At 69.0% G+C, this 12,729-nt stretch carries 10 protein-coding genes; 2 read left to right on the forward strand and 8 right to left on the reverse strand.

From position 1 onward, the window contains the following. Window positions 1–72: 72 nt before the first annotated feature. From DPR14_RS15050 to recO, 5 genes are all read right to left on the reverse strand, one after another. A complete protein-coding gene (locus DPR14_RS15050) occupies window positions 73–1,179 on the reverse strand; it encodes an ABC transporter substrate-binding protein (protein ID WP_158045873.1) in 1,107 nt (368 codons plus the stop codon). Window positions 1,180–1,231: 52 nt separating this feature from the next. Next, entirely contained in the window at window positions 1,232–1,783 is a 552-nt protein-coding gene (locus DPR14_RS15055; RefSeq protein ID WP_158045874.1) for a PRC-barrel domain-containing protein, read from the reverse strand. Window positions 1,784–1,810: 27 nt separating this feature from the next. Continuing rightward, window positions 1,811–2,674 (reverse strand): PRC-barrel domain-containing protein, encoded by an 864-nt coding sequence (locus DPR14_RS15060; RefSeq protein WP_192498959.1) that lies wholly within the window; start codon window positions 2,672–2,674, stop codon window positions 1,811–1,813. Window positions 2,675–2,812: 138 nt separating this feature from the next. Next, complete coding sequence (gene parC / locus DPR14_RS15065) at window positions 2,813–5,029, reverse strand: DNA topoisomerase IV subunit A (RefSeq protein WP_158045876.1); 2,217 nt, start codon at window positions 5,027–5,029, stop codon at window positions 2,813–2,815. A gap of 3 nt (window positions 5,030–5,032) precedes the next feature. Then, a complete protein-coding gene (gene recO / locus DPR14_RS15070; protein ID WP_158045877.1) occupies window positions 5,033–5,782 on the reverse strand; it encodes a DNA repair protein RecO in 750 nt (249 codons plus the stop codon). Between the two features lie 892 nt (window positions 5,783–6,674). On the opposite strand from recO, the gene DPR14_RS15075 reads away from it, so the two are divergent. Further along, window positions 6,675–7,817, forward strand: coding sequence for an ISAs1 family transposase (locus DPR14_RS15075; RefSeq protein ID WP_158043337.1), 1,143 nt, complete (start codon window positions 6,675–6,677; stop codon window positions 7,815–7,817). Between the two features lie 244 nt (window positions 7,818–8,061). On the opposite strand, the gene DPR14_RS15080 is transcribed toward DPR14_RS15075, so the two are convergent. Then, the gene (locus DPR14_RS15080) at window positions 8,062–8,364 is read right to left on the reverse strand and encodes a hypothetical protein (protein WP_158045878.1); all 303 of its coding nucleotides are present in this window, start codon (window positions 8,362–8,364) and stop codon (window positions 8,062–8,064) included. Window positions 8,365–8,438: 74 nt separating this feature from the next. Beyond that, window positions 8,439–10,952: a tetratricopeptide repeat protein gene (locus DPR14_RS15085; RefSeq protein WP_192498960.1), complete on the reverse strand. Its 2,514-nt coding sequence runs from the start codon at window positions 10,950–10,952 to the stop codon at window positions 8,439–8,441. 658 nt (window positions 10,953–11,610) lie between these two features. Here DPR14_RS15085 and DPR14_RS15090 point away from each other — a divergent pair. Next, window positions 11,611–11,898, forward strand: coding sequence for a hypothetical protein (locus tag DPR14_RS15090; protein WP_158045880.1), 288 nt, complete (start codon window positions 11,611–11,613; stop codon window positions 11,896–11,898). Window positions 11,899–11,927: 29 nt separating this feature from the next. Here DPR14_RS15090 and DPR14_RS15095 read toward each other — a convergent pair whose 3' ends face one another. Beyond that, on the reverse strand, window positions 11,928–12,221 hold the full coding sequence (locus DPR14_RS15095) for a hypothetical protein (protein ID WP_158045881.1): 294 nt from the start codon (window positions 12,219–12,221) through the stop codon (window positions 11,928–11,930). Window positions 12,222–12,729 lie beyond the last annotated feature (508 nt).

Consider the following 12,729-nt stretch of genomic DNA (forward strand, 5'->3'; position numbering starts at 1 on the left):
CGCCGGTGCCCGGCCATCCCGGCCCGTGATCGATGGAACCGTAGGTTGGCTCTCCCCGGCCCGCGGGAAGGGCTATCGCGCCGACACCTGCCGGTACTTTCCGCCCTGCCAGGAATAGATGACATAGGCCGGCTCGGTCAGGTCTCCCTTGTCGTCGAAGTCCAGCGACCCGATCACCGTGTCGAAGGTGCCCTCGCGCATGGCGTCGGCCACCGCGTCGGGCTCCGGTTCGCCGGCCGCCTCGATCCCCTGGGCCAGCACCTGAAGGGCGGCGTAGCTGTACAGCGTGAAAAAGGCGGGATCGATGTTGTCCGCGCGGAGCTGCTCGATCACCGGGGCGGCGTTGGGGTTCGCGGTCGGATCGGGGCTGAAGGTGAACAGGGTGCCGGCTCCGCTCTCGCCGGTGATGGCCCAGTAGTCCGGGTTGGACAGGCCGTCGCCCGCGACCAGGACGGCGTTCATGCCGGCGTTGCGCATCTGGCGGACGATCTGGCCGGCCTCGGCGTGATAGCCGCCGAAATAGACCGTGTTCACGCCTTCCGACTTCATCTTCGTGACCAGGGCGGAGAAGTCGCTCTCGCCGGGATTGACCGAGCCGGTCATGACCGGCTGTATGCCCTTCTCGGCGAGCCGCTTGGTCGTGGCATCCGCCAGCCCGCTGCCGTAGGCCTGCTTGTCATGGATGACGGCGACCTTGGGGTTCCCGATGTGCGCCGCGATGTGGTCGGCGGCGACTTGCCCCTGCTGATCGTCGCGCCCCGCCACCCGGAAAACGTTGTCCAGGCCGCGCTCGGTCAGCACCGGCGCGGTCGCGGTCGGCGAGATCATGACGATCCCCTCCTCCGAATAGACGTCGGAGGCCGGCACCGACGGTCCGGTGCACATGTGGCCGATCACGAACTGGATGCCGTCGTTGACGATCTGGTTGGCGGCCGTGACGCCCTGCTTCGGGTCGCAGGCGTCGTCATAGATCTTGACGGTGATCTCCTCGCCGTTGATTCCGCCCTTGGCGTTGATCGCCTTCGCGGCGGCCTCGACGCCGCTGCGCATCTGCTCGCCGAAGGATGCCATTGAACCCGTCACGGCGGTCACGACGCCGACCTGGATCTCGGCCTGCGCGGCTCCCGCGGTCGAGGCGAGCATCGCCAGGGCCGCGAGGGAAACGGACGTCCTGTACATCTCTGCTGGCTCCTACCCGAACTCTCAAGCTTTTCTTATGGACCGCCGACCGTCACTGGTCGTTCTGCTCCGGACCGATGATCGTCCTGGCTTCGGCGCCGTACTCGAACTCGGGGGCGTTATCCAGTTCCTCCTCGTTCAGGGTCGCGATCAGCGCATCCTCCTGCGGATCGACCCGGACCCGATCCCACGGCAGCGTCACCAGCTGTTCGCCCAATCCGAGCAGCCTCGACCGGGACATGACCAGGCTGGTTATCGCCGGGCTGTCCGGCTCGGTCACGAAATCGCGAACTTCGCCGATGTCCTCGCCGGCGGCGTTGCGCACGTTCCAGCCGACCACGTCCTCCGGCATGCGCCCCGCGATGGTCGGGACCTCGACGACGCGGATCTGGGGCTCCCCGGTGGTCTCGACCTGCACCTCGGCGGGCGCCGATTCGATCCGGATCTGCGGCTCGGCCGGCCGAACCTCGACCGTGCCCTGGCCCTGTACGACGGCTCCGGCCGGCGCCTGCTGCTGCGGCGCCGGGGCCGGCTGGTCCTGGGCGAAGGCCGGAGCGGCCAGGACAAGCGCCAGGGCCGGCGCCAGGAGAATCTGTCTCTTCATGGGTTTGACTCCTGATTTCGGCGTTGGTCAGCGGGCAGGGCCGACGATGGCGTTGGCGCCTTCGGCATATTCGTGGTCGGGAGCAGCTTCGAGCTGCTGCCGGTCCATGGGCAGGGTAACCGGACCTTCCTGCGGCTCGGCATTCACCTGCCCCCATGGCACCGCGACCTCCTTGGGTGCGCCGAGATAACCCCCCACGTCGACGACGGCGGTCTCCACCGTTCCGGCCGGCCCGAGCAGGAGATCCCGGATCTGCCCGACCGGCTCCCCCTGGGCATTGACCACGGGGCGTCCGATCATCTGTTCCGGCGCCACGCCGGCCACGGGCGCGTCGGCGGGCGCCGGTTCGGGCACTTCCGCCAGGGGTGCCGGAGCGGGAGGAACGGCCGGCGCGGGAGCAGGTATCGGGGCCGGCACGAGCGGCTGGACCTCGACACGCGGTTCGGGCTGCTCGATGACCACCTGCGGCTGGGCCTGCTGCACGTTGATCTGGGGCTGCGCCTGCTGCACCGTGACCCGCGGCTCCGGCTGCTCGACCTGAATTTCCGGCTGCGCCTGCTCGATGATCACCTCAGGCTCGCGCTGGCGGACGATCACCTGGGGCTGGAACTGGCGGACCGTGATCTCGGGCGGCGGCTGGCGCACGATGATCCGGGGCGGCGCCTGCCGGACGATGATCTGCGGCGCCTGCTGCTCGATGATGATTTCCGGAGGCTGCTGCTCCACCGTCACTTCCGGCGCGGGCTGCTGCACGTCCACCGACGCAGGAGGCTGCTGGACGTTGATCTCCGGCCCCGGAGGCGCCACCGTGGTATCGGGCACGGGTGCGGGCTGCTGCGCACCCGCGGTCGAAGCCCAGGACCATGCGGCCAGCACAGCGGTCGTCATCATCAAGCTCTTGCGCATCCCACTCTCCGACAGTCGTCATCCATCCCGGCATCCCTGATTCCGGGGCTATGTGGGACGAAGAACGAAACGGCGGTCGGAGTGTTCCTCGGCGGGACGCCTTTATCAGGTTCAGGTTCAGCTTCAGGTGAAGCGGTTGTTCTTCGGGAACCCGTTGGGCGGCAGCCGGCCGGAGGTGCCCCGGTTGCCCTTCCAGGGGGTCATGTCGGCCTCCAGCCGCGTGCGCTCACCGCTTTTCCACGACAGTCCTTCCGAGAACCTGAAGGTCGTCAGGTCGGCGAGGCTGCCATCGGTGTATTTCTGGATCATGACGCCGCGGCCCCGCGCCATTACCGGCACCTCCTCCAGCGGAAAGACCAGGAGCTTGCGGTTGTTGCCGATCGCGGCGACCGTGTCGCCCTCCACCGGGATGCAGAACTTCGCCTCGATGCCGTCGCCGAGAGTCATGATCTGCTTGCCGCCGCGGGTCTGGGCGATCACCTCGTCCTCCTCGACCTGGAAGCCGCGGCCGTCGGACGCCGCCACCAGCAGCCGGCGTCCCGGCTGGTGCTTGAACAGGGTGACCAGCTCCGCATCGTTGGCGAGGTCGATCATCAGGCGCAGCGGCTCGCCGAAGCCCCGGCCGCGCGGCAGCTTGTCCACCCCCAGCGTGTAGAACCGGCCGTTGGTCCCGAGCACGATCAGCTTGTCCGTGGTCTCCACCCGCAGCACGAAGCGCTCGCGGTCGCCGTCCTTGTACTTGATCTCGGACGTATCGGTCTGGTGTCCCTTGACCGTGCGGATCCAGCCCTTCTCGGAGCAGAAGACCGTGACGGGCTCGCGCTCGACCATGGCTTCCAGCGGAATGATCACGGCGGACGGGGCGTCGGCCACCACCGTCCGGCGGGCGCCCAGCTTGGTCGCCTTGCCGAACCGCTTGCGGGTCTCCGCGATCTGCTTGGCGATCGCCTTCCAGCGCCGGGGCTCGTTCTCCAGCAGGTCGAGCAGGTCGGCGCGCTCGGCCGACAGGCTGTCGTGCTCCTTGCGGATCTCGAACTCCTCAAGCTTGCGCAGCGACCGGAGCCGCATGTTCAGGATCGCCTCGGCCTGGACGTCGCTCAGCGAAAACGTCTTCATCAGCGAGCGCTTGGGCTCGTCCTCCTCGCGGATGATCCGGATCACCTCGTCCAGGTTCAGGTAGGCGATCAGGTAGCCGCCCAGCACTTCCAGCCGGTGGTCGATCTTGCCCAGCCGGTGGCGCGAGCGCCGCTCCAGCACCTCGATCCGGTGCGCCAGGAAGGCTTGCAGGACCTCGCGCAGGTTCATGACGCGCGGGACGTTGTCCTTGTCCAGCACGTTCATGTTCAGGCCGAACCGGGTTTCCAGGTCGGTGGTCTTGAACAGGGATTCCATCAGCACGTCGGGATCGACGTTGCGGTTCTTCGGCACCAGGACGAGGCGGATGTCCTCCGCCGACTCGTCGCGCACGTCGTCCAGCAGGAACAGCTTCCGCGCCGCCAACAGTTCGGCGATCTTCTCGATCAGCCGGCTCTTCTGGACCTGGTAAGGGATCTCGGTGACGACGATCTGCCAAGTGCCCTGCCCCAGCTTCTCGACCCCCCACCGGGCGCGCAGGCGAAAGCTGCCGCGTCCGGTGCGGTAGGCCTCGGCGATCGAGGCCACAGGCTCGACCAGGGTGCCGCCGGTCGGAAAGTCCGGCCCGGGAATGAACCTGATCAGTTCCTCGATCGTGGCGTCGGGCTTCTTGATCAGGTGGCCCAGGGCGTCGCACAGCTCTTCCGCGTTGTGCGGCGGGATGGAGGTCGCCATGCCGACCGCGATCCCCTGCGAGCCGTTGGCCAGCAGGTTCGGGAAGGCGGCGGGAAGCACGATCGGCTCCTCGCCCTCGCCGTCGTAGGTGCCGCGGAAATCGACGGTGTCCTCGTCGATCCCTTCGAGCAGCGCGCGGGCCACGTCGGTCAGCCGGGCCTCGGTGTACCGCATGGCGGCGGCGTTATCGCCGTCGATGTTGCCGAAATTGCCCTGCCCATCGATCAGCGGGTAGCGGACCGCGAAATCCTGCGCCAAGCGGACCAGCGCGTCGTAGACCGCGGTGTCGCCGTGGGGGTGAAACTTGCCGATCACGTCGCCGACGACGCGGGCGCATTTCTTCGGCGGCGTGTCCGGCTCCAGCTTCAGCTGGCTCATGGCGTAGAGCAGCCGGCGGTGAACCGGCTTCAGCCCGTCGCGCACGTCGGGCAGCGAGCGCGCCATGATGGTGGACAGCGCGTAGGAGAGATACCGCTCGCCGAGCGCCTCGGAGAGCGGCTTGTCGTGAATGTCGAGTGCAGGGTCGGTCATGTCTTATCTACTACCAGGAAGGGTAGCCATTTTGCGATAGCGTTCTATGAAACGGGTACGGGCCGCCGGCAAAGCCGCGACCGCCTGGGCGGAGGCATGGGCGAGCGCGTTGCGTTCGAGGAAATGCCCCGTCAGGTCGAGCCCGGCAAGCACTTCCGCCTCGCTCCAGCCGGGTTGCCCGGCCAGGAAGCCCGGCAGGGGCAGCAGCTTGTCGCGATAGGGCTCGCCGGCGGACAGGGACACCGCCCGGCCCGTGCGCGGACTGACATAGGCCAGCGCGTCGTTGCTGCCGGTGGCGGCGCAGGACGCCAAGTCGAGGCCGAAGCCCAACTCCTGGAGCAGCCCCAGTTCCCACCGGACATAGGCCGGCGCCCACAGCGGCGTCTCGAACGCCTCCAGCAACGCCGCCAGCCCGTGGAAAACCGGCTCGTGCGGCTCCCGGTCGGGCAAGGCCACCTCCGTCACCGTGCAGGCGGACACCAGCCCCGCCAGGCGCAGGGGGTCGTCCAGCATGCCTGCGGCGTTGTTGTGGATCGGCTCTATCGTGAAGGTCCCGAGATGGTCGGCCAGCCGGGCACGCCAGCGCGCGCTCACCCGGTTGCCGGGCTGCAGGTTGCCCCGCTGCCTGGACGACCGACCACCCTGCACCAGGCCGGAATGCCGGCCATGGGTGCGGGTCAGCAGGGTCGCCACCACGGCCGCCTCGCCGTGCGGCCGGGCGGACAGCACGATCGCCTCGTCAGTCCATTCCATGGGGATGTTCTAGCAGCCTGGGGGAGTAGACGCCATGGGGGCGCCGGATGGGGTCACTGCCGGGGATCGCCGCGAGGTCACTATCGGTCACTGCGGGGGTGGGGTCATTGCCGGGAACCGCCGAAAGGTCACTGTCGGTCACTGCGGGGGCGGGGTCACCGCCGGAAACCGCCGAAGGGTCACTATCGGCCACTGCCGGGGCGGGGTCATCGCCGGAAACCGCCGAAAGGTCACTATCGGTCATTGCCGGGGCTAGTGGTCCTGCACAGTGATTTTGATGAGTGCTGCGGAGCAGGGTGGCGTAGGTCGGCCTTCGCCCGTCAGGGCGAACGCCGACACCCTGCGTCAACGCTCCGGCCACGCTGTCGGCGTCGGCCTTCGGCCGAGGCCGACCTACGGCAAACCGATCAAAAACACTGTGCAAGACCACTACGTCACTGCCGGAGCCCCCGGCAAGGTCACTATCGGTCACTGCCGGGGCGGGGTCACTGCCGGAGTCACCGGAAAGGTCATGCAGGAAATGGCCGCGCTGCCTGACGCCGTGGGGCGAGTACCCCGCCCGCCGCGCGGCCTCCGCCGCCGACGCACCGGCGGCGATCTCCTCGCAGAAAAGTTCCTGCCGGACGGCGAGCCGGGGAACGGGGGCGGTCATGGCGGCTTGCCTTTCGCTGGCGGTTAGCGGTACGGGATATTGATCCTATTTTATTGCCTAATGTCAAGGTCTACAGGGGTGATGTAGGAATATCAATCTGATATGGGGTCGAAGATGACTCTGATCCCTCGGCGGTGACGGCGATGGGGGTCAGGGCAATCGCTTGAAGGGCTGTCATTGTAGGATTCCCTGGATTGTCGGGATCTGATTCAAAGGAATCTCCTTGAGGAGGAGGTTTCGATGGCGGTTACGGCGGCGGGGACCGGGTTGCTGGCGCACTTCAGTGCGCTGGAGGACCCGCGGCAGAGTGGCAAGGTTTTGTACCCTCTGCCGGAGATCCTTCTGGTCGTGCTATGCGGAACGCTGAGCGGGTGCGACGACTTTGTCGAGATGGCGCTCTGGGGACGCGAGCACCTGAGCTTTCTGCGCAGCTTTGAGCCGTTTGCGCGCGGCATCGCCAGCCACGACACCCTCAACGACGTCGTCCGGGCGCTTGATCCGGCCCTGTTCGAGGATTGTTTCGTCAGCTGGATCAACAGCTTGCGCGGTGCGGCGGGAGCCGAGGAGATCGCCGTGCCGGAGACGATCGCGATCGATGGCAAGACCATGCGGCGCAGCGGCAGCCGGCGGGGTGCCGGACCGCTGCATCTGGTCTCGGCCTGGGCGTGTGGCCAGCGTCTGGTGCTGGCCCAGGAAGCGGTGACCGGCAAGTCCAACGAGATCACCGCGATCCCGCGCCTGCTCGACCAACTGGTGCTCAAGGGCGCCCTGGTGACGATCGACGCCATGGGCTGCCAGCGCGCCATCGCCGAGCAGATCGTTGAAGCCGAGGCCGATTACGTGCTGGCGATCAAAGGCAACCAGAAATCCCTGTATGGCTCGATCCAGCGCGCCATCGCCGAGGGGCGGGCCGAGGACGGCTTCGGCCTCGACATGGTGCGGACCGAAGACGCCGATCACGGGCGGAACGAGGTGCGCCGGCACTTCATCCTGCACGACGTCAGCACACTCAACCGGCGCCACGCCTGGCCGGGATTGGGCGCGGTCGGCATGGTCGAGGCCGAGGTCGAGCGCGACGGCAAGACCACCGTCACCCGGCGCTGCTTCCTGTGCTCCCGACCGATGAGCGCTGCTGAGTTCGCCGCCGTAGTCCGCTCCCATTGGCAAATCGAGAATTCGCTGCATTGGGTGCTCGATGTCGTCTTCCGCGACGACCATGCCCGCGTCCGCAAAGGCTATGGCGCTAGGAACATGGGCCTGATCAAGCGTATTGCCGTCAACCTGCTGAAATCCGCCACAGATAAAAACAGCCTCAAGGTCCGTCGAAAAAAAGCTTCCTGGTCAACCGGTTACCTCCACTCCCTCATAATTGGAACTGCCTGAGCGCCTTCAAGCGATTCCCCTGGATGGGGGTTTCGACCGGGGCATTTGAGTCCACGCGTTGGGCCACGGCCCAACGCCCGGAACCGAATGTCAGGGCCGGAACAGGAACGGTTCGCCGACCATCCCGGGCACGCCACACTACGGCCGGCGTTCGGCGAGGTGGTGGCGCACGCGGTCGCGGGCCTTGACGGACGCCTTCGCCGATACCGCGCTGACAGTGACCCGTGCCCTCGGTCTGGAGCAATCAGACGCGGCCATATCGGCGCTGGAGCTTGCCCGCGCGCTGGACGACACCGACCGTTTCGTCCGCTCCCTGAACGAGCGCCGCCGGACGGATCAGGTGTCCAAGGGAAAGTTCGCCGGCGAGCTGCTGTACTTCGTGCGCCAGTGCCGGCCGATCCGGTTGCTTGCCGAGCGGGACGCCATCGACAAGGGGGTCGATGCCACGCGGTTCCAGGATCTCCTCTGCGTCCGTTTGGTCTGCGAATACATCCCTCGATACCGGCCGCCCCGGGGAATACTGCTGGAACCGATCTTCCTGAGTCACCGGAACGATGTCAGCGTCGGCGCCATCGGATTGCTGTTCGAATCATTCCTGATCCTCACGCACCTGACCCCATGTCATGGGCGAGACCGTCGTCTGAACTTCGAAAGCATCGTCGATATCAGGCGCATTATCGGGCGGAGTCCCGCGGTGGCGGCCAGATCGTTGATGGTGCGCAGAGTGGCGGGATGCTCGGCGCCCAGCACCCGGCGGCGGAGCGCCAGCACCTGCTCCAGCAGCGCCCGGGCGCCGCCGTGGTCGCCCTGTGCCCCAAGCGTTCCGGCCAGATTGTTCATGCTGGTCAGGGTGTGGGGATGCTCGCCGCCCAGCACCCGGCGGCGGAGCGCCAGCACCTGCTCCTGGAGCGCCCGGGCGCCGCCGTGGTCGCCCTGTGCCCGGAGCGTTTCGGCCAGATTGTTCATGCTGGTCAGGGTGTCGGGATGCTCGTCGCCCAGCACTTGGCGGATGAGCTCCAGCACCTGCTCCTGGAGCGCCCGGGCGCCGCCGTGGTCGCCCTGTGCGTTGAGCGTATGGGCCAGATTGTTCATGCTGGTCAGGGTGGCGGGATGCTCGTTGCCCAGCACCTGGCGGCTGAGCGCCAGCACCTGCTCCAGGAGCGCCCGGGCGCCGCCGTGGTCTCCCTGTGCCCCGAGCGTTGCGGCCAGATTGTTCATGCTGGTCAGGGTGTCGGGATGCTCGTCGCCCAGCACCCGGCGGCGGAGCGCCAGCACCTGCTCCTGGAGCGCCCGGGCGCCGCCGTGGTCGCCCTGTGCCCCAAGCGTTGCGGCCAGATTGTTCATGCTGGTCAGGGTGCCGGGATGCTCGCCGCCCAGCAGGCGTTTACTTGCTTCGAAGGTTCGGCGGTGGTCCGCCTCCGCGTCGGCGTAGGCTCCCCGCTCATCATTGAGCCGTCCAAGCCATACCAGGAGCGTGGCTGTCGGGGCGTCCGGCAGGTCCCCGGTCAGGGCGCGGGCGTGGGGGACCAGGGGCAGCAGGGGGGCATGGTTGCGGATGTCTTCGGCTTCCTCCATCGCCTCGGTCAGCGCCGCCACGGCGGCGTCGCGCATCGCGGGCGGCGGGGTACCCCTATGGAAGCGCAGGGTGCGGCTGACCAGTACGTGGACCGATACGGCGTCGCCGGCATCCTCCCCGCCGCCCGGGATGTGTTCGGCCAGGGCTTCCCGCGCGGCCGCCTTGACGGCGCGGGCGGCTTCGGCCAGGCCGTCGTCGCCGCCGGGCAGCCGGGCGAGGACATCGGCCGCCAGGGACAGGGGGATCGGTGCCGGGGCCAGCAGGGCGGCGAGGTGCAGGAAGCGCAGGCCCGCCGGGTCCAGCCGGTCGATGCTGTCCAGCAGGGTGGCCGCGATCTGCCGGGCATGGCCGGTCGGCAGGTCGCCGGCCAGTTCGGCGGCCAGTTCCGTCGCATCGTCAGCGGGATCGCGCAGCCGGTCGCGGAAGCCGGCGTAGCCCAGCATCTCGACGGCGGCACCCGCCACGTCGACCGCCAGGGCGTGGTTGCCCAACAGGGCCAGGATCTCCCGCGCCGCCGCCTGCTCGCCATCGCCACGCGCCGGCCGGCGGCCGGTCAGAAGCTCATGGGCCTCGTCGTCCGACAGCAGCCCCAGCCGGAGGACGAAGCCCGAACCGCCCAGCCCGGTGCCGCGGGTGGTAACCAGTGTCGCGCCGTTGGCGGTCGGCGCGCTCCAGGCGTTCAGCTCGGCCGTGCCGGCGTCGGGCGGCAGGTCGTCCACGACCCACAGGTAGGTTTCCCGCCCGGCCAGCCTGCCCTTCAGCAGGCCCGCGACCGCGTCCGGCCCAAAGCCGGCGGTCGCGATGCCGAGGCTTTCGGCGATGACCTGCCGCTGCGCGCCCAGGTCCTGCCCCTTGGCGGCACTCAGCCACATGATGCCGCCGGGATAGGCCGCGCCGAAGCGCCGGGCGTATTCCTCCGCCAGCAGGGTCTTGCCGATGCCGCCCATGCCCTGCACCTGGACGAGCCCGACGCTGTCGCCGGTGATCAGCGCGATCCGGTTCTTCGACAGGCGCCCGTCGATCCGCCACATGTCGGGGAAGCGGCCGACGAACCGGCTGGACCCGGCGCGCGGGTTGCCGCCGTGCCAGAGCGGGCCGCCGAACGCCTGGACCTCGCCGAAGCTGCCGGCCAATCCCTCCAGCAGGGCGGCGGCCCGGTCGGCCAGCTCCTCGGCCGGGGCGCCGCGCGCATCGACATATTTCTTCGCCAGGATATCGGCCGGCTGGAGATGCCCGGCGCCCGCCTCCGGGTTCAGCGCCAGGATGCGGCGCTCGACCGTCCTGCCGTCGGGGAACTCGTGCAGGGCGGCGACGAGGGCGGAGGTCAGCTCCCACTGGCAGGCGCGGCGGGTCGGGTATATGGCCGAGTACCAGGCCACCAGCATCCGCGCGCGGCCGAGCCCTTCCACGATCCGCCGCCGGATGGACTGCCCGTCCGTGATCTCCGTCTCGTCATGGAAGACGCGGAGCTTCCGGGACTTCAGCGCCGTGATGACCGGCAGCGCCGCGTCGCGGTCGGCGTGGGCATAGCTGAAAAAGACATCATAGTCCGCGTCCATCGCACGCCCCCGCCCGTGACTGGCCGGCCGCGACGGCGCCAAGCCTCTGGTATCAACCGACACGGGTAAAATAGCAGCGGGCATGATCCGACGGGAGTCCTTTCCGGAAGTTTCGCCACTTCCAAAGGGAGCTGCCACCGTGCCCGCCGGCCCGGAGCGCACGCGACAGTCCCGCGGCGAACCCATCCCTCGGTTGACCCGCCCGTCCAGGCGCCCACTTTGCAGAGTATTTGACAATGCACAGGCATTCGGCGCACAGTTCGCGCGCCGTCGCACCCCGCGAGGCGGCCGAGCAAGGAGTTACCAGCTCCCCACCCGGCCTGACCACCGATCAACCCGCTTAAGGAAGATTATCGATGGCTACCGATCCGAATAGCACAACCGGCGCCTTGTTGCGCCAATCTTTGTTCTCCGCCGCCGCAGGGGTCCCGATCCCTGCGGCGGCGGGAACACCCGTTCCCGATCCGCGCCGTCACCGTCAGCACCGAGACCGTCCGCGCGGCACCCTCCGCGGTTCCTGACCGCGACCAGGCTCCGGCAAGTCCCATCAGGTCCCGAGGCCGGGAGTCCCGGCCCGCTTTCGGCGAGCGCCCGGCGCTTTCCGGAAGGCGCTCTCCCGTTGCCGACGCTTCCGAACGCGCGTGAAGGTCCCATCCCCATGCAGAACGATACCGCCGATGCCTCGGGCGCCGGCGACTCCACCGATGTCGCCGACCCCGCCACCACCACCACCACTACCACCGCCGCCCCGTCGGCCGTGATGACCCTCGCCCTCGACGTCGTCGGCCTGCTGCGCGACACCGGGCTGGCCGTCGTCGAGCCCGAGCCGACCCCCGCCATGGTCGCCGCCGGCGTGGCCGCCTCCGGCCTCGGCGCCGACCGGGTCCGCGCCGTCTTCAAGGCCATGCTGGCGGCGGGCGGAACGGTCGCCGGCCGGGTCCAGTAGCCCGGACCGGCCCCGGTGGTCCCCTACCGCTACCCGGCGTGCCGCTGGCGCACGCTGAACCCCCAGCTCGACCCGCTGCTGACGGTCTGGTGGAGCGTCCAGCGCCCCTGCGAGGGCCGGCAGCCGCGCTGGTCCGAGATCGAGCGCCGCCTGTGGATGCCGTTCCGCCGCCGCCTGATCCTGGTCCGCGACGGTCCGCGCGCCGACCCGCCGTTCTGCCTCGCCCTGTTCCCGCTGGCCGCCGAACTGCTCGGCCTGCCCGCCGGCTTCCAGGGCACCGCCTGGGCCAGCCGCGCCCAGGCGGACCGGATCGGCTGCCTCACCCTCAACGCGGCGGCGGCCCAGGCCGCGGCCTCCGGCCCGATCCCGCCCGGCCCCCGCCGCCGAGCGGGACGGCATGCTCAAGGCCGTCGCCGTGCCCCTCGAGCCGGAGCCGGACGGCACCATCGCCCACGACCGCCCGGTGCTGATCGCGGTCGCGTGGCCGGACCCGAGGCGGCCAGACCCCTTCTGATGAATCGCGCCGGATCAGAAGGTCGCGGGAGAAGGTCGGGGCTTGCCGATGGTTGCGGGAGTATGCTGTTGTTCGCGCGACCATCACCCGACCGGCGCCCGCGACGATGCAAGCCTCCGACTCCCTGTACCACCGCCTGTTCTCCGACCCGGTGATGATCGAACAGCTCGTGCGCGGCTTCCTGCCCGCCGGGATCGCCGCCCTGCTGGACTTCACCCGGCTCGAACGGGTCAACGCCAAGTTCCACGCCGCCCGCGGCGACCGGCGCGAGGGCGACGTGATCTGGCGCGTGCCGAGCATCCGGGCCACGCGACGCT

It is taken from the genome of Skermanella pratensis, assembly GCF_008843145.1.
Classification (GTDB): domain Bacteria; phylum Pseudomonadota; class Alphaproteobacteria; order Azospirillales; family Azospirillaceae; genus Skermanella; species Skermanella pratensis.

Excerpts from the sequence above, each read along its gene's own strand:
- DPR14_RS15050 (WP_158045873.1), bottom strand. The coding sequence starts at position 1,179 with ATGTACAGGACGTCCGTTTCCCTCGCGGCCCTGGCGATGCTCGCCTCG.
- DPR14_RS15055 (WP_158045874.1), bottom strand. The coding sequence starts at position 1,783 with ATGAAGAGACAGATTCTCCTGGCGCCGGCCCTGGCGCTTGTCCTGGCC.
- DPR14_RS15060 (WP_192498959.1), bottom strand. The coding sequence starts at position 2,674 with ATGATGACGACCGCTGTGCTGGCCGCATGGTCCTGGGCTTCGACCGCG.
- parC (WP_158045876.1), bottom strand. The coding sequence starts at position 5,029 with ATGACCGACCCTGCACTCGACATTCACGACAAGCCGCTCTCCGAGGCG.
- recO (WP_158045877.1), bottom strand. The coding sequence starts at position 5,782 with ATGGAATGGACTGACGAGGCGATCGTGCTGTCCGCCCGGCCGCACGGC.
- DPR14_RS15075 (WP_158043337.1), top strand. The coding sequence starts at position 6,675 with ATGGCGGTTACGGCGGCGGGGACCGGGTTGCTGGCGCACTTCAGTGCG.
- DPR14_RS15085 (WP_192498960.1), bottom strand. The coding sequence starts at position 10,952 with ATGGACGCGGACTATGATGTCTTTTTCAGCTATGCCCACGCCGACCGC.
- DPR14_RS15090 (WP_158045880.1), top strand. The coding sequence starts at position 11,611 with ATGCAGAACGATACCGCCGATGCCTCGGGCGCCGGCGACTCCACCGAT.